Here is a 24,302-nt window from a genome sequence, read left to right as displayed (position 1 = left end):
GTGTCACCCGTCACCCCGGCGCGCAACAACCCGGAACGTACCGACGAAGGGACCCCCGTGACCCGTCTGCTCGAGAGCTACGCCGCCGGCCGCTGGTGGTCCTCCTCCTCCGAGGGCGACCCCCTCCTCGACGCGGCCACGGGCGAGGAGGTCGCCCGGATCTCCAGCGCCGGGCTCGACATCGCTGCGATGACCCACCACGCCCGCACCGTGGGCGGGCCGGCGATCCGGTCGATGACCTTCCACGAGCGGGCGCTGCTGCTCAAGGAGCTCGCCGCCCACCTCACCGGGCTCAAGGACGAGCTCTACGAGGTCTCGCTGCGCACCGGCGCCACGCGCCGCGACTCGATGATCGACATCGACGGCGGCTTCGGCACGATGTTCAGCTATTCGTCCAAGAGCCGGCGCGAGCTGCCCAACGACACCGTGGTGTGCGACGGGGACCTCGAGCAGCTCGGCCGGACCGGCGTCTTCGTGGGCCAGCACGTCTACACCTCGCGCCCCGGTGTCGCGGTGCAGGTCAACGCGTTCAACTTCCCGGTCTGGGGCATGCTCGAGAAGCTCGCCCCGGCCTTCGTCGCGGGCCTCCCCTCGATCGTGAAGCCGGCCAGCCAGACCGCCTACCTCACCGAGCTGGTCGTGCGCCGGATCATCGAGTCCGGCATCCTCCCGGAGGGCTCGCTGCAGCTGCTGTCCGGCTCGGCCGGCGACCTGCTCGACCACCTCGGCGTCCAGGACTCGGTCGCCTTCACCGGCTCGGCCCACACCGCCGGGGTCCTGCGCCAGCACCCGTCGGTGCTGCACGGCGGCGTCACCCTGCAGGTCGAGGCCGACTCGCTCAACTGCTCGGTGCTCGGCCCCGACGTCGCCGCCGGCGACCCGGAGTGGGACCTCTTCGTCACGGGCGTCGTCACCGAGATGACCGCCAAGGCCGGCCAGAAGTGCACCGCCATCCGGCGCGTGATCGTGCCCGCCGCGGTGGCCGACGACATGACCGAGGCGATCCGGGCCAGTCTGGCGACGATCACCGTCGGCGACCCCGGCGACGAGGCGGTCCGGATGGGTCCGCTGGCCTCGCTGGGCCAGCGCGAGGAGGTCCGCAAGGCCGTCGAGGCGCTGCGCAGCTCGGCCGACCTCCTGCTCGGCGACCCGGCGTCCACCACCGGCTTCCTCGGCGACGGCGAGCGCGGCGCGTTCATGGCTCCGGTCCTGCTGCGCGCCCGCGCCGGTGCCGTCGAGCCGCACGACGTGGAGCCGTTCGGGCCGGTCTCGACGGTCCTGTCCTACGACACGCTCGACGAGGCGGTGACGCTGGCCGCGCGCGGCAAGGGCTCGCTCGTCGGGTCGGTCGTCACCCACGACCCGGCCGTCGCCCGCACCCTCGTCCTCGGCCTCGCGCCGTGGCACGGCCGCATCCTGGTGCTCGACCGCGACGCCGCACCCGAGTCCACCGGCCACGGCTCGCCGCTGCCGATGCTCGTCCACGGCGGCCCCGGGCGCGCCGGCGGCGGCGAGGAGCTCGGCGGCGTCCGCGGCGTGCTGCACCACATGCAGCGCTCGGCGATCCAGGGCTCGCCCGACATGCTGACCGCCGTCACGGGCCGCTGGACCCGCGGGTCGCAGCGCACCCCGACGCCCGAGCACCCGTTCCGGCACTCCCTCGCCACGCTCCGCGTCGGCGACACCGTCGCCACCGAGCCGCGGGTGATCACGCTGGAGGACATCGAGCACTTCGCCGAGTTCACCGGCGACACCTTCTACGCCCACACCGACCCCGAGGCCGCGGCGCGCAACCCGCTCTTCGGCGGGATCGTCGCCCACGGCTACCTCATCGTGTCGATGGCCGCCGGCCTGTTCGTCGACCCCGCCCCGGGCCCGGTGCTCGCCAACTTCGGCGTCGACCACCTGCGGTTCCTGACCCCCGTCAAGGCCGGGGACTCGATCCGGGTCACGCTGACCGTCAAGCAGATCACGCCGCGCTCCTCGGCCGACTACGGCGAGGTGCGCTGGGACGCGCTGGTCACCAACGCCGACGACGAGCCCGTCGCGACCTACGACGTGCTGACGCTGGTCGCCAAGGAGGCGTGAGCGCCAGCCCGGTCGGCGCACGTGCCGGTCGGGCGCCGCTGACCACTCACCCCGCGTACGGGACCTCGCTGGTCCAAGCGTCGTCGTCGCGGGTGACCGCGGCGAAGACCGCCTCGGCCACGCGGTCGGGGGCGAACGCGCCCTCCCGGGCCAGGGCGCCGCGCACCGTCACGGACACGGCGCGGATGCCGTCCGGGGCCAGCGTCTTGTCGAGGCTGTGCACGAGGTTGCGCACGCCCGCCTTCTGCACGCCCAGCGACGCCGCGCCCTCCCACGGCTCGTCGGCGGCCATGCTGCCGGTGACGCTGACCCGCCCGCCCGCGGACATGTACGGCCGGGCGGCCTGCACGACCGTGAGCAGCGCCCCGACGCCGAGCGCGACGTCCTCGAGCAGCTCGGGCACCGACAGCGTGAGCGGGTCCTTCTCGCGGTAGGCGCTGGGGTTGAAGTGCAGCACGTCGATCCGACCCGTGTGCTCGCCGAAGCGGCGCACGGCGGCGGTCGCAGCCGCCGCGTCGGTCACGTCGGCGACCGCGTGCCCCACCGCGACGCCGCGCGGCTCGAGGTCCGCGACCAGGTCGTCGAGCACCTGCTGGTCCTGGCCGAGCAGGGCGACGTCGTGGCCCGCGTCGGCGAACCTGCGGGCCACCGACCCGCTCACGCCCGGGCCGGCACCCACGACGAGGATCACTGGCTTTCCCATGGGACCGTTCTACCCCACGGCTCAGGTGGTGTGCGGGTGCTTGCCGGTCGGGTCGTCGGGGATCGCGTTGGGACCCTGGGTCCCCTCCTCGACCTCGCCGGACTCCTGGTCCGGCTGCCCGGCCACGGAGTCGCCCGCGCTGATCGGCTGCGGCGCTCCCCCGGCCTCGGCGAGCTCGGAGACCTGGCCGCCCTGGTCCTCCCGGTCCTCCTGGTCCTGCGTGCGGTCCTGCTCGGCGTCGGTGGCGTGCGCGTCCGTCATGTCGTCCTCCTGCGTGGGTGGTCGTGGCTCCAAGCCAAGCAGGCGCGAGCACGCCGCCGCCCACCTGCGAGGGTGATGGGCGGCGCTGGACGCGTGGCTACCGTCGAGACCATGACGCGCTTCGGGTACACGCTGATGACCGAGCAGAGCGGACCGCGCGAGCTGGTCTCCTACGCCGTCGCCGCGGAGGAGGTGGGCTTCGACTTCGAGGTGATGAGCGACCACTACTCCCCGTGGCTCACCACGCAGGGGCACGCGCCCCACGCCTGGACGACGCTGGGCGCCGTGGCCCACGCGACCTCGCGGGTCGACCTGATGACCTACGTGACCTGCCCGACGCTGCGCTACCACCCGGCCGTCGTCGCCCAGAAGGCCGCGACGCTGCAGCTGCTCGCCGAGGGGCGCTTCACCCTCGGCCTCGGCAGCGGCGAGAACCTCAACGAGCACGTCGTCGGCGAGGGCTGGCCCGCACTGGCCGAGCGGCAGGACATGCTCGCCGAGGCGATCGAGGTGATCCGGGCGCTGCACACCGGCGAGCTGGTCGACCACCGCGGTGACTTCTTCCAGGTCGACTCCGCCCGGATCTGGGACCTGCCCGACGACGGCGTCGAGATCGCCGTGGCGGTCGCCGGCGACCGCGCGATCGGCCGCTTCGCCCCGCTCGCCGACCACCTCGTCGCGGTCGAGCCGAAGGCGGAGATCGTCGAGTCGTGGAACGCCACCGAGGGCGCGCCGCGCATCGGTGGCCCCGCCCGCGCCGTCGGCCAGATCCCGATCTGCTGGGACCCCGACCGCGACGCCGCCGTCGCCCGCGCGCACGAGCAGTTCCGCTGGTTCGCCGGGGGCTGGTCGGTCAACGCCGACCTCCCCACCCCGGCAGGGTTCTCCGGCGCGACGCAGTTCGTGCGCCCCGAGGACGTCGCCGGCTCGATCCCCTGCGGCCCCGACCTCGACGCGATCGTGGAGGCCGTCTCCGCCTACTGGGAGGCCGGCTTCACCGACGTCGCGCTGGTGCAGGTCGGCGACGAGGGGCAGGATCGCTTCCTCGCCGAGGCGGCCGGCCCGCTCCTGGAGAAGCTGCGGTCGGCCGCCCCGTGACGCTCAGCCCGCCTGCGGGACCGGCACGGGCACCGGCTTCGGCATCAACAACCGGCTGACGTCGCGGACCACCGGGTCGTCGAGGTCGAGGGCGGCCTGGTCCTGCAGCGCCTCGCGCAGCAGCCGGATCAGGGCCGGCACGGTGCTGGCCGAGCGGGTCGCCTGCGGCCGCAGCAGGTGGAGGTAGAGCTGCTCGGTCTCCGCGCCGAGCCCCACTCCCAGATCGGCCTCGTAGCGCTCCCGCGCCTCCTCGAAGGCCTGGACCGCACGCCCGGTCTGGCCGCTCGCCGCCAGCGCCGACATCAGCTCGCGCAGCGCTCCTTCGCAGTAGGGCGAGGCGCGCAGGGCGGCGCGGGCGAGGCGTACGGCCGTGGGCGGCTCCCCCTGCTCGAGCGCGACCCCGGCGGCCCGGGTCGCGGCCAGCGCGACCGCGTCGTCCCACTCGCTGCGCGCACGCGCTGCCCACTCCGCGTAGGGCACGTCGACCAGCAGGCCACGCGCCGCGAGGTCCAGCGCGTCGAGCACCGCGTCCGGGTCACCGCTCGCCAGCAGCGCGTGCCCGCGGTGCAGGTCGACGGTGACGAGGTCCGGGTCGATGAGGTAGCCGTGGGCAGAGGTCACCAGCACCGGGCCTGCCCCGATCATCGACAGGGCCCGTCGCAGCAGGCTGACGTAGCCGTGCAGCGTGGCGACGTAGCCGCGGGGCGGCCTCCCTTCCCACAGCACCTCCGCGATCTCGTCGCGGGTGCGTGGCGTGCCGGGGGCCAGCGCCAGGAGCGCCAGCACGCCCACGGGCTTGCGCCCCCCGAAGTCGGGACCGCGGGCCACGAGTCCGCCGTGCTCCACCCCCACCGGACCGAACAGACTGATCGTGCTCATGCGTTTTCCTCCCACCCAGCGGTCCCGACCCTCGGCCCCACGCCGAGAGGACCTGCCCCACGCCGAAGCATCGCAGCGCCGTCCGGTCACCGGAACCGCCATGCGAGGGTGGACCACACCCCCAACGTGAGGGGTGGTCAGGCCAGCGTCGGCTGGGTCCGCACGAACGGGATCACGGCCGCCAGCCGGGTGCCGCCCCCGGGCGCGCGACCGAGGGTGAGCGACCCTCCCACGTCCTCGATCGTCTCGGCGAGCAGCCGCAGGCCCTGGCCCGATGCGAGGGCACCCTCGGCGGGCGGGACGGCGCCGTCGTCGAGGACCTCCACCTCGATCGTGTCCGCCTGCGCCCCGGCGCGGACGTCGACGAGCACCGCACCGGCGGCCGCGTGCTTGACCACGTTGCGCAGCCCCTCACGGATGACGCGGAAGGCGAGGATCCCGCTGCCGTCGGGCACGCGTACGTCGCGGGAGTACGACACCGTGATGTCGAGGTCCTGGGCGCGGTGCTGCCGGGCCAGGTCGACCACCGCCTCGGCGAGCCCGCGCGTCTCCAGCTGTCGCGGCGCGAGGTCCACCACGAGCGAGCGCAGCGAGGCCTCACCCCTCCGCGCGGAGCCCACGACGCGGGTGAGGACCTCGCGGGACGCGTCGTCGTCGAGCGAGCGCCCCTCCAGCAGCGACATTCCCATGCTGATCGCCGCCATGTCCTGGATCACCCCGTCGTGCAGGTCCTGGGCCAGCAGCAGCCGCTGGTGGCGCCAGGACTCCACGCTCCGCCCCAGCGCCCGGGTCCGTCGCCGCTGGGCGTCGTCGACGCGGCCGGCGAGGCGGAGCGCGAGCGGCACGAACAGCGCGAGCAGGAGCGCCACCGATCCGATCCCCATCGCGAGCAGCTTGGGCAGCACGCTCGCGCGATCCGCGGCGATCCGGTCGGCCGGCATGTAGGCCTCGAAGAGGAAGGGCTCCCCGTCGGCGCCCACGGCGCCGACGAAGACCTCGAGCTGGTCGGGCTCGGCGAAGAGGTCGGCGTCGTGCGGTGCGGTCGAGCCGGGCAGGTGGGCGACCGCCCGCTGCGTGGTGAGCGCGGTCATCGCGTCCTGGGAGAGGTCGTAGGACTGCCCGGCGAGGTCGCCCCGCGACATCCACAGGATCCTGCCGTCCCCGTCCCACAGCACGATGTGCGACACCCGGCCCTCCGCGATGCGCGCGTGCAGCACCTCACCGATCCGGTCGAGGCTCTGCGGGTCGCCCCGCCTCACGCCGCCGGTGACCAGCGGACCGGCGACACCCCACGCGATGCCGCGCGCGCGGGACGAGGCGTCACGCAGCGCCTCGCGCTCGGCGATCTGCTGGCTCACGACCCAGGCCGCCACCGACATCACGACGAGGCAGCCCACCCCGATCAGCGCACAGCGCACCGCCACCCGCCGGAACGTCGAGGAGGGTGCGGCGCCGGCAGCGGCGCGACGGTCGAGCCCGGTCACGACGCCCGCTCGAGGAGTCCGAGCGACTGAGCCTTGACCACCGCCTCCAGCTGGGTGTGGGCGTCGAGCTTGTGCAGCAACGCCTTCACGTAGCCCCGGCAGGTGGCGGTGGTGATGCCGAGCTCGCGGGCGATCCGCACGACGTCCTTGCCCTGCCCCATCAGCCGCAGCACGTCGCCCTCGCGCGGGCTGAGCGACACCGCGGCCATCGGCGGGCGCGAGAGCATCCGCAGCACGGACGGGTCGACCACGAGCTGGTCGCGGCGGGCGTCGCGCACCGTCGCCAGCAGCACCGGCAGGTCGCCGTCCTTGGCCAGCAGCCCGCTGGCCCCGCACTGGTGCAGGGTGTCGAGCCGCATCCCCGTCGCGTCGCCGGTCAGCAGGATGGTGGCGCCGGTCCCCGCGGCGTGGACCGCCCGCGCGACCTCGACCCCCGACATCCGCTCCGCGCCGAGGTGCAGGTCGCAGAGCACGACCTCGGGCTGCAGCTCCTCGACCAGGCGGACAGCGGACCGGCAGTCGTAGGCGACGCCCACGCACCGCAGGCCCGGCGCCGCGTCGAGCGCCAGGCGAAGCAGCTCGGCCACGGTCCGGTGGTCGTCGACCACCAGCACCCGGCGGGTCACCTGGCCATCAGGCCCGTCGTCCCCCGGTGTCAACGCTCGTCGACCGCCCTCCGCGAGCCCGGAGGAGGTGTTGCCCACAGGGCATTCTGAGTCGGTCGCCGCGGCGGCGCCCAGCGAATGACCACCGGTCCAGACCAGTTCCCCGCGCGCGCCGCAGCGATATACGCCAACGAGGGGACGCACCGGGCGGTGCGTCCCCCCGCCGCACACCGAGCGGCAGGCCTCCCCGTGGGGTGGGGGTCTGGGGGAACCCTGGCCTCGGTGGTCCCCCGGCCGGTCGGGACGTACCCGCCGGGGTGACCGGTGTCGGCTCAGGGTCTGGTGCGGAAGGTGATGGTCGTCGTGGTCAGCGGGTTGCCGAACGCGTCCCTGATCGCGCCCGCCCCGCCGGTCAACGTGATCCGGTAGAGCGTGTTGCGGGCCAGCGTGGGCGTCGGGTTGATCGTCACCCTGGTGCCGGCGGCGTTGACGCTCACCGCCGAGGCGACGGTGGCTCCGGTCCCGTCCACGGTCAGGGCGACCGTGCTGCCACTCGCCCCGACCACGCGCTCGCTGAAGTCGACGAGCAGGTTGGCCGTGAGGCTCGCCCCCGTCGCACCGTTGGCCGGCGTCGACGTGGTGACGACGGGCGGCGTGGCGTCCGAGGCCGTGGTGAAGGTGATCGCCGTGGTGGCCAGCCGGGTGCCGGCCGCGTCCCTGATGCCGTTGGCGCCCGTGCCGAGGAAGGTCAGCGTGTAGGACGTGCCGGCCGCCAGGTTGGCGTTCGGGTTGACGGTCACCGTGCGCGTGGCGTCGACGTAGGTCACGACCCGGCCCACAAGCGTCCCGGTCACGTTGTTGCGCAGCTGGACCGCGTTGGTCCAGTTGGGGCTGGTCACGGACCGGTCGAACACCCCGACCTGGTCGGCGGACACGGAGACCCCGCTGGCGTTCGCCGTGGGCGTGGTCGACAGCAGCTGCGGGACCGGGTCCACCGGGGTGACCGCGTTGGACTCCGTCGACGGCGCGCTCTCGCCGACGGCGTTCACGGAGATCACGGAGAACGTGTACGTCGTGCCGTTGGTGAGGCCGGTGACCACCGCCGACCGTGCACCACCCGTGATCTGGCCGACGATCCGCTGGACGCTGCCACCGACGACAACCTGGATCCGGTGCTCGGAGACCGGGAACAGGCTGGTCGAGGCCGGGTCGGTCCACGACACCGTGGCGGAGGCGTTGCCGGCCACGGCCGTCACACCGGTCGGGCTGGGCGCGGTCGTCAGCTGGACCGTCCGGTCGGAGAACCGCAGCTGCTCGACGTTGCGGACCGTGTCCGTGCCGTCGTTGACCGCGGCGGTCCGGTTGTCGGCGACGGTGATCGAGCCGTTGGCGTTCGGCACGATCGTGTAGTCGCTGCGGACGCTGCTGAACACCGCGGTGTCCACCGCCCCCTGGTTGGCCGGGATCGTGATCCGTCGCCCGATCCGGAGGGTGCCCGGGTCGACCAGTCCGGCGAAGACCGCCTGCTGCAGGGTCTTGCCGGCGGTGCCGGGGCCGAAGGTGCCGGTCAGCGCCTGGTGCTCCAGCAGGTCGGTGCTGCCGATCTCGGTGCTGGCGGCGCTGGACGCGGGTCCGTCGAGCACGCTGATCCGCACCTCGAGGGCCCGGTCGCCGTCGACGACGTCGTTGCCGGCTCGGCCCTCGAGGGTGTCGGACCCGGCACCGCCGACGAGGATGTTGCCGTCGCCCCAGATGTCGCCCTCCAGCGGGCAGGTCCCGGTGAAGGCGCCGGCGCCGAGGTCCGCCCCGGTCAGCCGGGCCGGCACTCCCCCGCCGCCCGGCAACGTCACCGCGGCCACGTCGAGGTCGCTCAGCGGGGGGACGATCGCGGCCAGGCCGGGGACCCGCGCCAGGCCTGCGGCGTCGAGCGCGTCGCACCCGGTGAAGCCGCCACCCTGGACCGCCGCGGGGAACTCGTCGTCGCCGCGGATCACGTCGTCGAAGGCGGACCCGGAGTTCGCCTCCATCTCGGCCCACCGGTCGCGGTTGACCACGACCGGGAGCGGCTGCCCGGCGAGGACCTGGTTGATCTTCATGTCGTCGTCGGCGCCCACGGTGTCGTACTGGTGGGTGGCCCAGTCGAAGCCGCCGGCCCCGGCATTCCGGTCGATCGCCGCGTTCTGCGACATGATGTCGTCTCCGCCCTCGGCGTCGTAGTCGTTCTCGCCGGGCTGGCCGACGAAGACGTCGTGGCCGGGCTGGGGCTCGCCCGGGTCGTCGAAGAACGGCGCGGCGTGGTCGCCGATGAGCAGGTCCTGGCCGTTGCCTCCCTGGATCCAGTCGTCGCCGCCGTCGCCGAAGACCGCGTCGGCGCCGTTGCCGGCGATGATGAAGTCGTCACCCTCGCCACCGAACGCCTCGTTGTCGTTGAGGCCTCCGTTGACCACGTCCTGCCCGTCGCCGGCGAAGGAGAGGTCGTCGCCCGGGCCGGAGTCGATGGCGTCGTCACCGGGCCCGCCGCGGTGCATGTCCGCGCCGTCGAGGTCGGTGATGATGTCGTCGCCGAGTCCGCCCAGCGCCACGTCGTCGCCGCCGTTGCCCTCGATCCGGTCGTTGCCCTCGCCGCCCCAGAAGGTGTCGTTGTCGTTGCCGCCGTTGACGCGGTCGACGCCGGGCGTTCCCTCGTAGACCGACTGGCTGTTGATGCCGGACGGGTCGACCGTGTTGCGGGTCCTGTAGGCGATCGTGCCGTCGGGGTTGCGGACCAGCAGCAGGTTCTCCTTGCAGTCGGGCGTCGCCGGGTCGTCCGCGACCGTCGACCCGTTCTGGGCGAACCCGGCCGGCGTGCCGGCGAGGTCGGCGAGCAGGAAGTGGCAGTCGGCGGTGCCGAACGCGTCGGACTTCAGCGCGCTCGTGCCGTCGGTGTTGCGCTGGATGATCTCGGTGAACGAGTTGCCCTCGAGCTGCGCGCGGAGGTTGAGGCCCGGCGTACGGGCCAGGTAGTAGAGCCGGTCGTTGTCCTGGAGCTTCTCCATCTGGGTCTGGAAGACGTAGTTGAAGGTGCTGCCGAGCAGGCCGCCGAAGAGGTTGGTCACCTCGGCGAGGCCACCGACCCAGAGGTCGACGTCGTCGACGCCGGTCGAGGTCCGGCCGACCCCGTCGCTGGACCAGTCGCCGCAGCCCGCGTCGGGCTCCTGGCAGGCGGTCAGCTCGGTGCTGTCGGTCCCGAACATGAACGACGCCGCGTCCGGGGGCGGGGTGTCGCCGGGCTGGGGGTCGACGAGCGCACGCGCGGCGGCCCGCTTGCCGGCGAGGGTCGTCGCCTCCGTGATGGACGGGTGCGTGCCGTAGGCGGCGACGAAGTTGACCAGCGACTCCGGGTGCTTGAGGTGGTTGCCGAGGTCGGCCCAGCTCTCGTAGGGCGCCAGGGAGGGGTCGTTGGTCCGGGCGTGGAGCGTGCGCCGCACCTCGTTGAGCCGCGGCACGCCCGCGTCGCGGGCGCGGGCCATGTTGAGTGCGGCCAGGTCGAGCGGCAGGCCGAGCAGGTTGCTGCGTAGCGTCTTCGTCACGAACTCGTCGATCTCGTTGCCGACCTGGTCGGCCGAGCCCATCGCGATCGCGCCGGCCGCCTGCTCGGGCGTCCACGGGTGCGCCGGGTCCCCGCTGTCGAAGTACATCGGCGGGTTGAGGAACGCGTCGAGCAGGAACTCGTCGTGGTCCACGCCGTTGTAGCGGCGCGCCACCACGTCGTCGAGCATCGAGTGCCCGAAGCGGTAGACCGCGTGCGCGAACTCGGCGTCCACCGCCGGGTTGACGTCCGGGGAGTAGACGTGGAACGGGTGGATGGCCGGGACCATCTTGCGCGCGAACTCCTCGAAGACGAGGTGCTGGTACTCCATCTCGTTGACGAAGCGGGCGGCCTGGAAGAGGCGGTCGCCGTAGGACCACGCCCGGGCGCCGGCGCCGGACCCCTCGGGGGGCGTGGTCGTCGCGAACCCGGCCAGCAGCGACTCGTTGCCGGGCTGGTGGAGGGTCGCGTCGATGTCGGCCGCGAGCCGGTCGTGCTCGGAGTGGAAGATCTGGTGCACGAAGCTCAGCGCGATGTTCTCGTTGACGCGGCCGTCGCCGGCGATGAAGTGCGAGGCGAGCAGCTCGTCGTCGTACTCCCCGGGCGCGACCGGGTCGGTCGAGCGACCGGCGGTGTCGTCGGCGTCGGGGACGGCCGGCACGGCGGGGGTGCCGGGGTTGTGGTCGGTGTCGACCGGCGAGGGGTCGGCGGCGTGGGCGATGTCGGTCAGGAACGGCGTCTGGAAGTGGCGGACGCTGCTCGGTGGACGCACGCCCCTGCCGCCGTCGGCGGTCGGGTCGCCCTCGACGAGACCGGTCGCGGGGCAGTCGTCGCCGTTGGGCGTGCAGACGTACTGCGGGAAGCCTCCGACGGGACCCGGGATGAACTGGCCGTAGGGGTCGGTGAGGAGCGCCGGGACGTCGAGCACGTCGGTGTCGACGAGCTGGAGGCCGAGCTCGCGGGCCGCCTGCTGCTTCGTCGACGCCCACGAGGCCATGCCGGTGCGACCGTCGGGCGAGCCGGCGTAGGTGCCGCCGGCGCCCAGTCCGCCCAGCAGGCGGCCGGTCGCGACCGGGTCGGTGTCGTCGGCGCCCTCGTCCACGCCGTCGGTGGCCGGGTCGTCGTGCAGCACGCCGTCGGGGCCGGAGTCGGTCAGCTCGTACTCGCGCAGGAAGACCTGGTGCGCGGCGTGGGAGGAGTAGGTCTGGCTCTGGTCCACCCACGGGCTGTCGGTGTTCTCGGCCTCCTGCACGTCGTCGGCCGTGCCCATCTGACCGTCGGGACCGGGCTGGTTCTTGGCGCGGGTGATCGCCATGAACTGCGGACCGTTGCCGAGCTCGTCGCCGGTGCCGGCCTTGCCGTCGGGACCGAGGGTGCGCAGCGGGTCGTCGGCCGTCAGCGGGATGAAGACGGTCGCGCCACCCTTCACCGTCTGGTCGACGCCGTGGTCGAAGAACTGCCCGAAGAAGGTGAAGGTCGAGTTGTACGGCGGGGACAGGCCCACGTCGGTCGTGACGTTCGGGATGAAGAGGGTGCCGCCCGCCCCGACGCAGCCGTCGGGAGTGCCGTCGGGGTCACCCTCCCTGGGGTCCCCGCCGGGCTGGCAGGGCACCACGCCGCTGTTGCCCTGGGTGCGGACCGGGTTGCCGGCAGCCGCGACGGCGGCCGGGTTGGTGGCGGTCTGGTCGACGACCAGGTTGCTCACCAGCCGGGGCTGGGAGTCGTAGACCGACCCGGTCCTCTGGGTGTAGCTGCTGGCGTCGTCGGCCGGGCTCCCAGGGAACAGGGCGCCGGCGTCGATGCCCTCGGCCTCGCGAAAGGTCGGGTCGACCAGCCGCGGGAAGACCTGGTCCGCCGAGCCCCAGCGGGACCGTCCCTGGAACAGGTTGTTGCACGACCCGTCGACGGTGCGCAGGCCGTAGGACGTGAGCCGGTCGGGGATCTGGTTGGGCCCGGCGCCCACGAGCGTGCCGCACGGGTCGGCGGCCGTGAGCGTGTTGGCGTGCCGCTCGGAGATCCGGATCTGGCGCAGGATGAAGGTCAGGTCCCCCTTGCTCACGGTGAACCCGGCGCCGACCACCCCGGCGGCACCGGCCGGGGGCGCCGCCGGCAGCAGCGCGCCGAGTGCGGCGACCACCGAGAGGGCGGCCAGGCGCGCGGTGCGGCGGTACGAGCGGGTGTGCTGCGGCGTGCGGTCCATGGTCGTGCCCCGTCGAACGGCTCGCCCCGGGCAGGCGTGCGAGGGGGTCAGGGTGCGCCGGGACACCTTGGGCTGCCCTTGGGCCGGCCCCAAGGGCAGCCCAAGGGGTCGACCCGCACGATGCGGAGGCCGCGCAGGGGACGCGCGACAGGGACACGAAGGGGTGGTGGGGTCGTGGAGCTCAGCAGACGCGACATGATCAAGCTCTCGGCGATGGGGGGCGCGGCGCTCGCGCTGCCGCTGCAGCGGGCGCTGGCCGCGCCGCTGGTGCTGGCCAACCGGATCGCCGAGAGCGCGCTGCCCGCGCCGTTCACGCTGCCGTTCCGGATCCCGCCGACCATCCTGCCCACCCGGTCGGACGCCACGACCGACTACTACCGCATCGAGATGCAGCCCACGACCGTGGAGATGATCCCGGGGCTGCAGACGCCGGTGTGGGGCTACAACGGCTCGGTGCCGGGGCCCACGTTCCACGTCGAGCGCGGACGCCAGGTCGTCGTGCGCCAGCTCAACAACCTGCCGACCATCCACCCGCAGCTCGGCTACACCCCCTGGACGTCGGTGCACCTGCACGGCTCGGCCTCGCTGCCGGAGTACGACGGCTATGCCAGCGACATCACCAACCCCGGCTTCTGGAAGGACTACCGGTACCCGAACTGGCAGCCGTCGCGGACCCTCTGGTACCACGACCACGGCCTGCACCACACGGCCGAGAACGTCTACATGGGCCTGGCCGGCATGTACCAGCTGCACGACAGCCTGGAGCGCTCGCTCAAGATCCCGACCGGCATCTACGACGTGCCGCTGATCGTGTCGGACAAGATGTTCAACGCCGACGGGTCGCTGCTGTTCGACAACAGCGACGAGAAGGGCCTCTACGGCGACGTGATCACCGTCAACGGAGTGCCGTGGCCGGTGATGCGGGTGGCGCGCCGCAAGTACCGCTTCCGCATCCTCAACGCCTCGGTCTCGCGCTCCTACGCGTGGTACCTCGACAACGGGGCGTCGATGTCGGTCATCGCCACGGACGCCGGGCTCATCCCGGCCCCGCAGAAGGTCAAGTCGTTCCGGCACGGCAGCGCCGAGCGCTACGAGGTGGTGATCGACTTCTCCAAGTACGCCCCCGGCACCCGCTTCGCGCTGCGCAACCGCTCGCCGAAGAACAACACCGACTACGTCAACACCGACAAGGTGATGATGTTCGAGGTCACCGACGAGGCCTTCTCGAAGAACAGCAACGCGCTGCCCGCCCAGCTCTACCCCGCCCAGCCGACGATGGCGCTGGCCGAGAGCCAGGCGGTGCGCACCCGCACCTTCGACCTCGTCCGCACCAACGGCAAGTGGACGGTCAACGGCACCACCTGGGACGACGTCGTGGCCAGCGACTTCGCCAAGGTCCTCGCCGACCCGCTGCGCGACGACGTGGAGATCTGGGAGATCCGCAACCCCTCGGGCGGCTGGCACCACCCGTTCCACATCCACTTCATCGACTTCAAGGTGCTCTCCCGGAACGGCAAGCCGCCCCTGCCGCACGAGCGGGGCGCCAAGGACGTGGTGTTCGTCGGCGAGAACGAGACCGTGCGGCTGCTCATCCGCTTCGACTCGGGCGAGGGGAAGTACATGATGCACTGCCACAACCTGGTCCACGAGGACCACGACATGATGGCGCAGTTCGAGATCCGCAACCCGCAGTCGGCCGGCAACGACCCGCTCGGCGATCCCTGCCACCCGCTGCCCGAGTGGGACCTGTGACATGACCGCCGTCCTGCACCCGACCGACCTCGATGCCGAGGTCGACGACGTCGACCCGCGCGGCGTGGCCGTGCCGGTGGCGATGGTGTGGAGCGTCGCCGCGGGCGTCATCCACCTGCTGGTGGCGCCCGCCCACCTCGCCGAGGCGCGCTGGCTGGGCGTCGCGTTCGTCGTCGTCGGCCTGGCCCAGCTCACGCTGGCGGTGCTGCTGCGGTGGGCGCTCCCGGTGTGGCTGACGGTAGCGGCCGTGGCCGGCAACACCGCCGTCGTGGCGGCGTACGTCGCGACCCGCACCGTCGACGTGTGGTTCATGCCGGCCCACGGGCCGGGGCACGAGGTCGACCACCTGCCGGTCGCCGGCGGCCGGGGCAACGGCATCCCGATCTACCCCGGCGACCGGATCGAGGCGGTCGGCCCGCTCGACCTCACCTGCCTCGTCGCCGAGCTCGTGGTGGTCGCGATGCTGCTCGTGGTGCTGCCCGCGCGGGTGCGCTCGCGGGTCGGCTCGGCGCTGGCCGCGACCGCTGTGCTGGGCGCCCTGGCCGTCGTCCTGGCGTGAGCCTCAGCGCCAGCCGAGGTCGGGCGCCACCTGGGTGAGCACGGTCTCCAGCACGTGGGCGTTGTAGTCCACGCCGAGCTGGTTGGGCACCGTCAGCAGCAGGGTGTCGGCCGCCGCGACCGCCTCGTCGTCGGCGAGCTCCTTGACGAGGACGTCGGGCTCGGCGGCGTAGGTCCGGCCGAAGACCGCCCGCAGGTTCGCCTCGATCTGGCCGAACTGGTCGGTGCTGGTGCCCTCACGCCCGAAGTACATCCGGTCGAGGTCGGTGGTGATCGGCATGATCGAGCGGCTCACCGAGACGCGCGGCTCACCCGCGTGGCCGGCCTCCTTCCACGCCTCGCGGAACACCTCGATCTGCTTGCGCTGCTGGACGTGGAACGGCTCGCCGGTCTCGTCCTTCTTCAGCGTCGAGCTCATCAGGTGCATGCCCTTCGCCGCGGCCCAGCGGGCCGTGTCGTCGGACGCCGCGCCCCACCAGATCCGCTCGCGCAGGCCCTCGGAGTGGGGCTCCACGCGCAGCAGGCCGGGCGGGTTGGGGAACATCGGGCGCGGGTTGGGCTGGGCGAAGCCCTCGCCCTCGAGCACCTGGAGGAACACCTCGGTGTGCCGGCGTGCCATGTCGGCCTGGTCCTCGCCGTCCGCGGGCTGGTAGCCGAAGTAGCGCCAGCCGTCGATCACCTGCTCCGGTGATCCCCGGCTGATGCCGAGCTGGAGCCGGCCGCCGGAGATCAGGTCGGCGGACCCCGCGTCCTCGGCCATGTAGAGCGGGTTCTCGTAGCGCATGTCGATCACGCCGGTGCCGATCTCGATCCGGCTGGTGCGGGCGCCGACGGCGGCGAGCAGGGGGAACGGGGAGGCGAGCTGGCGGGCGAAGTGGTGGACGCGGAAGTACGCCCCGTCCGCGCCGAGCTCCTCGGCAGCGACCGCGAGGTCGATCGACTGCAGGAGCGTGTCCGAGGCGCTGCGCACGGCCGACTGCGGGGAGTCGGTCCAGTGGCCGAAGTTGAGGAACCCGATCGTCTTCATGACTGGTTCAACGCTCAACCACCTCGGTTGTTCCCGACCCGTTGCTCCCGATCCGCGGCTCCCGGCCCGGGGCGGCCAGCGACAGGACCGCGCGGGCGATGCCCTCGCGCTCCTCGAGGTGGTCCTCGAGGCGCTGCAGCTCCTCGGCCGCCTCGCTCTCGGGGTCGTCGCCGACGAGGTCCACCGACCCGACGAGGAAGACCCTGCCCGGTCCGACGTACTCGAGGTGCAGCGTGCTGACCGACTCGACCTCGGGCCGCTCGCGCAGCCACTCCAGCACCGTGTCGTAGGCGCGCGGCTCGGCGACCTGCCCGACGAGGAACGCCATGTTGCGGCGCAGCAGGTAGATCGCGACGAAGCCCAGCAGCAGGCCGACGAGGATCGAGCCGACCGCGTCCCACACCGGCTGCCCGGTCATCTCGTGCAGGCCGAGCCCGGCGACCGCGATGAGGATGCCGACCAGGGCCGCCGCGTCCTCGAAGAACACCGCGCGCAGGGTCGGGTTGGAGGTGATGTCGAGGAACTTCGCCCGGCTCACGTCGGCGCGGCGCGCACCGCGGCGCACCTCGCGGCGGGCCTGGGCGAAGGAGATGCTTTCCAGCACGAACGCCGCGCCGAGCACGACGTAGGCCCACAGGTAGTCGGTCTCATCCTCGGCCGCGCCGAGGGACTGCACGCCGTGGATCACCGACACGGCCGCGCCGACCGCGAAGAGGCCGAAGGCGGCGATCATCGACCAGACGTAGGCCTCGCGGCCGAAGCCCAGCGGGTGGGTGCGGTCGGCGGGCTTCTCCGCGCGCTTCTCGGCGACGAGGAGGAACACCTCGTTGCCGGCGTCGGCCCACGAGTGGGCCGCCTCCGCGACCATCGACGCCGAGCCGGTGAGCACCGCGACGATGCTCTTCAGGACGGCGATGGCGACGTTGGCGGCCAGCGCGATGACGACGGTGAGCACGACCCCAGCCTGCCGCACCCCGGGGGCCCACCGGCAGCCCCCGCCGGGGTAGTCCAGTGAGGGATGGCTGCCCGCCCGCGGTAGTCCAGTGAGGGATGGCTGGCCGGGGGCCGGTTTCACGACCGTCCGTCACTGGACTACACCTTGACGGGCCGCGCCGAGCGATGTGCAATATATTGCATGCCGGTGCCCACCCAGCCCCTCCACGTCCGGCCCGCGCTGCTGCGCTACACCGTCCACGACCGGCTGCGTGACGCGATCGTCGACGGCACCCTCGCCCCCGGCGAGGTGGTCCGTGACGCCGAGCTCGCGACCTGGCTCGGGGTCAGCCGCACGCCGGTGCGCGAGGCGCTGCTGCGGCTCGCCGACGCGGGGCTCGTACGCGCCGCTCCCGGCAGGTCCACCGTCGTCGCGGAGATCGACCCGGCCGAGGTCCGCGACGCCCAGGCGGTCGTCGCGGGCATGCACCGCCTGGCGGTCGCCGAGGCGGTCGAGCGGATGACGGCCGACGACCTCGACCTGATGCGCGACGCCAACGAGCGGTTCGCGGCGGCCGTCGCCGCGGGTGACACCGACGCGGCGCTGGCCGCCGACGACGACTTCCACGCCGTGCCGGTCGCCACCAGCGGCAACCGGGCGATCGCCGCCGTCCTCGACCAGTTCAGCCCGGTGGTGCGGCGCCTGGAGCGGCTGCGCTTCGCCTCCGAGGAGGCGGTGGAGTCCGTCCGGCTGCACGAGCGCCTGCTCGAGGCCTGCGCCCGTGGCGACGCCGCGGCCGCCGCCGACGTGTCCTTCCGGACCTGGCAGAACCTCGCCGACCTCATCCCCGAGCCCGAGCCCGAGCAGCAGGAGACCCCGTGATCCTCGACCAGTTCCCCCGCCACCCCCTGACCTTCGGCCCCTCCCCCGTCCACCACCTGCGCCGGCTCACCGAGCACCTCGCCGCGCGCGGCGGCGGCGCCCAGGTCTGGGCCAAGCGCGAGGACGTCAACAGCGGCCTGGCGTTCGGCGGCAACAAGGTCCGCAAGCTGGAGTACATCGTCCCCGACGTGCTCGCCAGCGGAGCCGACACGCTCGTCTCCATCGGGGGCTTCCAGTCCAACCACACGCGGCAGGTCGCGGCGGTGGCCGCCCACCTCGGGCTGAAGTGCCGGCTGGTGCAGGAGAAGTGGGTGCCGTGGGACGACCCGACCAACACCCAGGTCGGCAACATCCTGCTCAGCCGGATGATGGGCGCCGACTCCCGGCTCGACGACAGCGGCTTCGACATCGGCATCCGCGACTCGTGGAAGGACGCGATCCGCGAGGTCGAGGAGGCCGGCGGGACGCCGTACGCCATCCCGGCCGGCGCCAGCGAGCACCGGCTCGGCGGGCTCGGCTTCGCCGGCTGGGCCTTCGAGGTCGCCGAGCAGGAGAAGGCGCTCGGCGTCACCTTCGACACGATCGTCGTGTGCACCGTCACCGGCTCCACGCACGCCGGGATGATCGCCGGCTTCGCCGCCCTCGAGGACCTCACCGGCGTACGCCGCCGGGTGCTCGGCATCGACGCGAGCGCCACCCTGGCGAAGACCCGCGACCAGGTCGAGCGGATCGCCCGGCACACCGCCGACCTGATCGAGCTCGGGCGGGACCTGCGCGACGACGAGATCACCGTGCTCGAGGGCTGGGCGGGCGACCTCTACGGCATCCCGGTCGAGTCGACCATGGAGGCGATGGCCCTCGGCGCCCGGCTCGAGGCGATGATCACCGACCCGGTCTACGAGGGGAAGTCGCTCGCCGGCCTCGTCGACCTCGTCACCGCCGGCGACATCCCCCGCGACTCCCACGTGCTCTACGCCCACCTCGGCGGCCAGCCCGCGATCAACGCCTACCACTCCCTCTGGCCCGCGCAGGGCTGAGCGCGCCCGGGACGGTCGCCGTCAGCCGAGCGCGAGGTCGACCGCGGCCAGCGCGTGCAGCCGGGTCGTGGCGAAGACCGGGACGTCGACGTCGGTCGGGCGCAGCAGCAGCTCGATCTCGGTGCAGCCCAGCACGACCCCCTGCGCCCCGCGGTCGACCAGCGCGCGCACCACGTCGACGTACGCCGCCCGCGACTCCTCGCGCACGACCCCGTGGACCAGCTCGCCGTAGATCACGTCGTGCACGACCGTGCGCCCGGCCGCGTCCGGCACGAGCACGTCGAGGCCGTGGGAGCCGAGCCGGTCGCGCAGGAAGTCCTGCTCCATGGTGAACCGGGTGCCGAGCAGCGCGACCCGCTCGACGCCTGCGGCCCGCACCGCACGCGCGGTGACGTCGCCGATGTGCAGCAGCGGGACCGTGGTGGCCGCCCCGATCGCGTCGGCCACCTTGTGCATGGTGTTGGTGCAGAGCACGATGCACTCCGCGCCCGCGGCCTCGAGGGCGGCAGCCTCGGCGGCGAGCAGCGCGCCGGCCGCGTCCCACTCCCCCGCCGCCTGCATCGCCTCGACCTCGGCGAAGTCCACCGACGCCATCACCACCCGGGCCGAGTGGAAGCCGCCGAGCCGCTCGCGGACCGCCTCGTTGACGACCTCGTAGTAGAGCGCCGAGCTCTCCCAGCTCATCCCGCCGATCAGCCCGATCCTGCGCATCGCCGCACCCATGTACGCCATTCAACAGGGGTTGTCGGCGGCGCCGTCTAGCGTGCTCGCATGCCCACCACGCCGCTGGCCGAGCGCGACGGGATCACCGTCCACCCCGCCACCCATGCCCGCTTCGACGACGTGCGCACGATGGTCGGGCCGAAGAAGCCGACCTCGAACGTGTGCTGGTGCCTGAGCCACCGCATCCCGGCGAAGGACAACCGGGCCCTCGCCGGGGCCGAGCGGGCGGCCTACGTCGAGGGCCTGACCCGTCGGCCCACCAAGCCCGGGGTGCTCGCCTACGACGGTGACGAGGTGGTCGGGTGGGCCGCCGTCGCGCCGCGCTCCGAGCTGCCCTTCGCCCGGTCGACGAAGATCCCCCACGTCGACGACCTGCCGGTCTGGTCGGCCTGGTGCATCCGGGTGCGGCCGGGCCACCGCGGCCGCGGCATCTCCCACGCCCTGCTCGCCGGCGCAGTCGCCTACGCCGTCGAGCGCGGTGCGCCTGCGGCCGAGGGCTACCCCGTCGACAACCAGGGCGCGAAGGTCGACCTCACGATGGCCTACGTCGGCACCCGAGCGCTGTTCGAGCAGGCCGGCTTCACGCTCGCCGCGCGCACCGACGCCACGTCGGCGGGGTTCCCGCGCGTCGTGATGCGCCTCGCCACCTGACACGCCGACCGCCGGCTCGCGCCGAGGGACCCCGCTTGGTACCTTTGTCGAGTAAGTCAGTTGATTATGGAAGGTGGGGTCATGGGGAGCAACGAGGGCGACTGTCGGGTCGTGGTGGTCGGCGCCGGAGCGGGCGGCACGCTGGTCGCCACCCATCTCGTCACCGCCCTGTCCTCCCGGTTCAAGGTCGAGCTGGTCGACCCCGCCCCGACCACCGGTCGCGGCCAGGCCTACTCCACCACGGACGAGCGCCACCTCCTCAACGTCCCCGCCTCCGGCATGAGCGCCTTCCCGCGCGACCCCGAGCACTTCCTGCGCTGGCTGCGCAACCACCACGACCCGACCTTCCAGCCGCACGACTTCGCCCCCCGCGCCGTCTTCGGGCGCTACATCGAGAGCCTGCTCACCACTGCGGCGGAGTTCCCCGGCAACGCCCGTCTCGTGCGCCGCCGCGCCGACGTCGTCGACGTGACCCCCGCCGGCACCGGCTTCGTCGTCGAGCTCGGAGACGGCGAGCGGCTCGACGCGCGCGCCGTGGTGCTCGCGACGGGCAGCCGCCCCGGCACCCACTGGGCGCCGCGCGAGCTCGCCGACGACCCGCGCCTGGTCGCCGACCCGTGGACCCAGGCCATCCCGGACGAGGGCGACGTGCTGATGCTCGGGTCGGGCCTGACCATGGTCGACCTGGCGATCAGCGCCGACCGCCCCGGCCGCACCGTCCACGTGGTGTCGCGCAACGACGTGGTGCCCGAGCGGCACGTGCTGCCCACCACCCCGCCGGTCCCCCCGCCGCCAGGGATCACCCGGCTGCAGGGCCTGGACGCCCTGCGCGACACCCTGACGACGCACGTGCGCACGACCGTGGAGGCCACCGGCGACTGGCGTCCGGCGATCGACGGCCTGCGCCCGGTCACCGCCCAGCTGTGGCGCGGGCTCTCCGACGCCGACAAGCGGCGCTTCCTCGCCGGCGACGCCCGCACCTGGGACGTGCACCGGCACCGGATGGCGCCCGTCACCCACGAGCGGCTCACGGCGGTCGCCGACGCGGGTCGCCTGGCCCGCCACCGCGGCACCATCGCCGCGGTCAGTCCCGAGCCCGACGCGCTGCACGTCACCCTCGACGACGGCACCGAGCTCGCCGTGGCGGCGGTGGTCAACTGCACCGGGCCCGTCGGCACCATCGCGGCCGACCCGCTGCTCACCCGCCTGGCGCGCACCGGCCTGGTCCGTCCCGGCCCCGCCGGCATCGGCATCGACACCGCCGACGACGGCCGGATCGTGGGCACGCTGCCCGAGACGCGGCCGTTCCTGGCCGTGGGCTCGCTGCGCCGTGGCAACCTCTGGGAGTCCACCGCGATGCCGGAGATCCGCGAGCAGGCCTACGACGTCGCCCGCGTGGTCAGCCGCTCCCTCCACGGCGAGGCCCGCCGCCGCCCGACCGACCCGTACGGCCTGACCCTGTCGACCAACCGCCGTGCCGCCAAGCGCTACAACGCCGCCCTCGGTCGGCTGCTGCGCCTGCAGGACGGGGTCGAGGAGGGCCTGACCGCAGCGGTCGCCGCCGACCCCGACTTCGTCCAGGCCCACGCCGCCCTCGCGCTGCTCGGCCACGAGTGGGGCGTGGGCACCCACTGGCGCTCCTCGCTGCGCGCCGCCCACGGCGCCGCGGCCGGGCGCCACCTCGACGACCGCGAGTGCAGCTTCCTCGACGCGGTCACCACCCGCCTCCGCTCCGACGAGGCGACCGGCGCCGCGGCCCTGCTCCGCCACGTGCGGCTGTTCCCGCGCGACGCGCTCGCGGTCAGCGTCGCCGTGCCGACGGTCGCCTTCGGGGGCCTCACCAGCGGCACCCAGACCGCCGAGCTGGTCGAGTCGCTCGGCCGCTCCTACGGCGACGACTGGTGGTACGCCGGCCAGCTGGCGTTCGTCCGGCAGGACCAGGAGCGCTGGAGCGAGGCCGAGGACCTCGCGTCCTACGCGCTCTCCGTGGAGCCGTCCTCCGGCCACGCCGTGCACGCCCGCGCCCACGTGTTCTACGAGACCGGCCAGCACACCGCCGGGCTGGCCTGGCTCGACGAGTGGATCCGCAGCCGCGGCCCGGAGGCCAACCACCGCTCCCACTTCTCCTGGCACGCCGCCCTCCACGAGCTCATGCAGGACGACGTCGAGGCCGTGCGCCGGCGCTACGCCCGCGAGCTCGCGCCGTCCGTCGTCGGGGGCAGCCGCGTCGTCGTCGACAGCGGCGCGCTGCTGTGGCGCGGCCGGGTGACCGGTGCCTGGACCGACGACCTGCCGGTCCGTGAGGTCCGGTCCGCCGCGCCGCGCGAGTGGCTGACCGCTCCCCCGACCGGGTTCGCGGCGATGCACGGTGCGGTCCTGCTGGCCGCCGACGGCGACGCCGCCGCGCTCGCCACGCTCGGAGCGACCGCGGCCACGAGCGAGGACCCCGTCTTCCGCGACGTGGTGGCCCCGCTGTGCGACGGCCTGGTGTCGGTGGTCGAGGAGCGGTGGAACGCCGCGTGCGCGACGCTCACCGGAGTCGTGGCCACCATGGCCCCGCTCGGCGGCAGCAAGGCCCAGCGCGAGGTCGTCGAGGACACCCTCGTCCACGCCCTCGCCATGGCCGGGCGCACCACCGAGGCCGCCACGCTGCTCGACGAGCGGCTCTCGAGGCGCAGCTCGGCGCTCGACGCGCGACGACGCGCGGTCGTCACCGGGACCGGGACGTCGGTCCGATGACGCCGCGCGACGTCCTCGCTGCGGTCGCGGCCGGCACCCTCGTCGTGCTGGCTCTGGCCGACCTGTACGCCGACGCGCTGGTGGCGGCGGTGGCGTTCGCCGCGGCGTGGTGGCTGCTGCGCGAGGCCTCGACCGACGACGGCGGTCGCGTCTAGCCTTGGAAGGGTGCACCGGATCTTCACCACCAGCGTCGCCTCGGTCTACCCGCACTACGTGGCGAAGGCCGAGCGCAAGGGCCGCACGCAGGCCGAGGTGGACCGGGTCATCGAGTGGCTGACCGGCTTCGACGACGCCGCGCTGCGCCGCCACCTCGACGACGGCACGACCTTCGCCGACTTCTTCGACGCCGCCACCCTCAACCCCGCGGCCGACCAGATCACCGGATCGGTGTGCGGGGTCAAGGTGCAGGAGGTGGAGGACCCGCTGATGCGGCGGATCCGCTACCTCGACAAGCTCGTCGACGAGCTGGCGAAGGGCCGACCGATGGAGAAGGTGCTGCGGAGCTGAGCCGCCGTCCCTAGCGGGTCGCCAGCGGTGCGTCGTCGTCCCAGGTCGCGCGCCACGCCCGGGTGAGGTCGTGGCCGGGGAGCCCGAGCAGCGAGCGCGGTGACCTGGTGTTGGTGGCGTCGGCCGCGAGGGCCATCACGCGCGGGGCGAGCTCCGCGTCGAGGTCGGCGGGGACGACCAGCAGGCGCAGCGGCTCGCCGGTCGACATCTTCAGCACCACGACGTGCGTGTCGTCGTCGGGGAACGACCCGACCTTGACCATGCCGCGCCCGGCGCGGACCGCGTGCACGCTCTCCCCGTCGTCCCCAGGCTCCCAGTCGGGGCGCGAGAACAGCAGCCGCGAGATCCGGCCGACGTCGGACGGGAAGTGGTCCACCAGGTCCGCGACCTCGACGGCGAGGTCGCGCGAGCGCGGCCACCACGCGCCGTCGACGGCACGGGAACGGGGGCCGTCGCGCAGGGCCAGCCGGAGCGGCTCGTCGCGGCGGGCGCCGGGGTCCGAGGCGGGAACAGGAGCAGGACTGGTCGGTGACGTCGCCATGACGCTCATCCTTCGCGCTGCCCCCGCGGGCTCGACGAGCCCGGCTCGGCAACCGGTTGTCCCCA

Annotated in this window: 20 protein-coding genes; 10 read left to right on the top strand and 10 right to left on the bottom strand. The window is 73.5% G+C overall.

Annotated elements, in window-relative coordinates:
* Positions 1-57 precede the first annotated feature (57 nt).
* Positions 58-2,088 (top strand): phenylacetic acid degradation bifunctional protein PaaZ, encoded by a 2,031-nt coding sequence (gene paaZ / locus LN652_RS19595; RefSeq protein WP_230442261.1) that lies wholly within the window; start codon positions 58-60, stop codon positions 2,086-2,088.
* Between the two features lie 46 nt (positions 2,089-2,134).
* Here paaZ and LN652_RS19590 read toward each other — a convergent pair whose 3' ends face one another.
* Both LN652_RS19590 and LN652_RS19585 read right to left on the bottom strand, forming a co-directional pair.
* The gene (locus LN652_RS19590; protein ID WP_230442260.1) at positions 2,135-2,791 is read right to left on the bottom strand and encodes an SDR family oxidoreductase; all 657 of its coding nucleotides are present in this window, start codon (positions 2,789-2,791) and stop codon (positions 2,135-2,137) included.
* Positions 2,792-2,812: 21 nt separating this feature from the next.
* On the bottom strand, positions 2,813-3,052 hold the full coding sequence (locus LN652_RS19585) for a hypothetical protein (RefSeq protein ID WP_230442259.1): 240 nt from the start codon (positions 3,050-3,052) through the stop codon (positions 2,813-2,815).
* Positions 3,053-3,163: 111 nt separating this feature from the next.
* Between LN652_RS19585 and LN652_RS19580 the strand changes: the two genes are divergently transcribed.
* Positions 3,164-4,150, top strand: a complete 987-nt coding sequence (locus LN652_RS19580) for an LLM class F420-dependent oxidoreductase (RefSeq protein ID WP_230442258.1) — start codon at positions 3,164-3,166, stop codon at positions 4,148-4,150.
* Positions 4,151-4,153: 3 nt separating this feature from the next.
* Here the strand turns inward: LN652_RS19580 and LN652_RS19575 are convergent, their stop codons facing one another.
* From LN652_RS19575 to LN652_RS19560, 4 genes are all read right to left on the bottom strand, one after another.
* Entirely contained in the window at positions 4,154-5,029 is an 876-nt protein-coding gene (locus LN652_RS19575) for an AfsR/SARP family transcriptional regulator (RefSeq protein ID WP_230442257.1), read from the bottom strand.
* A 137-nt stretch (positions 5,030-5,166) separates the two neighbouring features.
* Complete coding sequence (locus tag LN652_RS19570) at positions 5,167-6,513, bottom strand: sensor histidine kinase (RefSeq protein ID WP_230442256.1); 1,347 nt, start codon at positions 6,511-6,513, stop codon at positions 5,167-5,169.
* Positions 6,510-7,139: a response regulator transcription factor gene (locus LN652_RS19565; protein ID WP_230442255.1), complete on the bottom strand. Its 630-nt coding sequence runs from the start codon at positions 7,137-7,139 to the stop codon at positions 6,510-6,512. The genes LN652_RS19570 and LN652_RS19565 overlap by 4 nt, the downstream gene beginning before the upstream one ends.
* A 311-nt stretch (positions 7,140-7,450) precedes the next feature.
* On the bottom strand, positions 7,451-12,886 hold the full coding sequence (locus tag LN652_RS19560) for a peroxidase family protein (protein WP_230442254.1): 5,436 nt from the start codon (positions 12,884-12,886) through the stop codon (positions 7,451-7,453).
* Positions 12,887-13,081: 195 nt separating this feature from the next.
* Between LN652_RS19560 and LN652_RS19555 the strand changes: the two genes are divergently transcribed.
* Together LN652_RS19555 and LN652_RS19550 are read left to right on the top strand one after the other, a co-directional pair.
* On the top strand, positions 13,082-14,638 hold the full coding sequence (locus tag LN652_RS19555) for a multicopper oxidase family protein (protein ID WP_230442253.1): 1,557 nt from the start codon (positions 13,082-13,084) through the stop codon (positions 14,636-14,638).
* 1 nt (position 14,639) lies between these two features.
* Positions 14,640-15,197: a hypothetical protein gene (locus LN652_RS19550; protein ID WP_230442252.1), complete on the top strand. Its 558-nt coding sequence runs from the start codon at positions 14,640-14,642 to the stop codon at positions 15,195-15,197.
* Between the two features lie 3 nt (positions 15,198-15,200).
* Here the strand turns inward: LN652_RS19550 and LN652_RS19545 are convergent, their stop codons facing one another.
* Both LN652_RS19545 and LN652_RS19540 read right to left on the bottom strand, forming a co-directional pair.
* Positions 15,201-16,223 (bottom strand): LLM class flavin-dependent oxidoreductase, encoded by a 1,023-nt coding sequence (locus LN652_RS19545; protein WP_230442251.1) that lies wholly within the window; start codon positions 16,221-16,223, stop codon positions 15,201-15,203.
* Between the two features lie 7 nt (positions 16,224-16,230).
* Positions 16,231-17,178, bottom strand: coding sequence for a cation diffusion facilitator family transporter (locus tag LN652_RS19540; RefSeq protein ID WP_230442250.1), 948 nt, complete (start codon positions 17,176-17,178; stop codon positions 16,231-16,233).
* A 180-nt stretch (positions 17,179-17,358) separates the two neighbouring features.
* Between LN652_RS19540 and LN652_RS19535 the strand changes: the two genes are divergently transcribed.
* On the top strand, positions 17,359-18,039 hold the full coding sequence (locus tag LN652_RS19535) for a GntR family transcriptional regulator (protein WP_230442249.1): 681 nt from the start codon (positions 17,359-17,361) through the stop codon (positions 18,037-18,039).
* Positions 18,036-19,076 (top strand): 1-aminocyclopropane-1-carboxylate deaminase, encoded by a 1,041-nt coding sequence (locus tag LN652_RS19530; protein ID WP_230442248.1) that lies wholly within the window; start codon positions 18,036-18,038, stop codon positions 19,074-19,076. The genes LN652_RS19535 and LN652_RS19530 overlap by 4 nt, the downstream gene beginning before the upstream one ends.
* A gap of 21 nt (positions 19,077-19,097) precedes the next feature.
* On the opposite strand, the gene LN652_RS19525 is transcribed toward LN652_RS19530, so the two are convergent.
* Complete coding sequence (locus LN652_RS19525; protein ID WP_230442247.1) at positions 19,098-19,787, bottom strand: aspartate/glutamate racemase family protein; 690 nt, start codon at positions 19,785-19,787, stop codon at positions 19,098-19,100.
* Between the two features lie 60 nt (positions 19,788-19,847).
* Here LN652_RS19525 and LN652_RS19520 point away from each other — a divergent pair, with 60 nt between their 5' ends.
* The 4 genes from LN652_RS19520 to LN652_RS19505 all read left to right on the top strand — a co-directional run bounded on the left by LN652_RS19520 (position 19,848) and on the right by LN652_RS19505 (position 23,696).
* Positions 19,848-20,450 carry a GNAT family N-acetyltransferase gene (locus LN652_RS19520; RefSeq protein WP_230442246.1) on the top strand — a complete coding sequence of 201 codons (603 nt, stop codon included), beginning with the start codon at positions 19,848-19,850 and terminating at the stop codon, positions 20,448-20,450.
* A gap of 81 nt (positions 20,451-20,531) precedes the next feature.
* Entirely contained in the window at positions 20,532-23,189 is a 2,658-nt protein-coding gene (locus LN652_RS19515; protein WP_230442245.1) for an FAD/NAD(P)-binding protein, read from the top strand.
* Positions 23,186-23,344, top strand: a complete 159-nt coding sequence (locus LN652_RS19510; protein ID WP_230442244.1) for a hypothetical protein — start codon at positions 23,186-23,188, stop codon at positions 23,342-23,344. The genes LN652_RS19515 and LN652_RS19510 overlap by 4 nt, the downstream gene beginning before the upstream one ends.
* A gap of 10 nt (positions 23,345-23,354) precedes the next feature.
* Positions 23,355-23,696 (top strand): DUF2200 domain-containing protein, encoded by a 342-nt coding sequence (locus LN652_RS19505; protein WP_230442243.1) that lies wholly within the window; start codon positions 23,355-23,357, stop codon positions 23,694-23,696.
* Between the two features lie 10 nt (positions 23,697-23,706).
* On the opposite strand, the gene LN652_RS19500 is transcribed toward LN652_RS19505, so the two are convergent.
* Positions 23,707-24,237 carry a DUF5994 family protein gene (locus tag LN652_RS19500; RefSeq protein ID WP_230442242.1) on the bottom strand — a complete coding sequence of 177 codons (531 nt, stop codon included), beginning with the start codon at positions 24,235-24,237 and terminating at the stop codon, positions 23,707-23,709.
* Between the last annotated feature and the right edge of the window lie 65 nt (positions 24,238-24,302).

It is taken from the genome of Nocardioides okcheonensis, from assembly GCF_020991065.1.
Lineage (GTDB): Bacteria > Actinomycetota > Actinomycetes > Propionibacteriales > Nocardioidaceae > Nocardioides > Nocardioides okcheonensis.
This window is presented reverse-complemented; position numbering and strand designations above follow the sequence as displayed.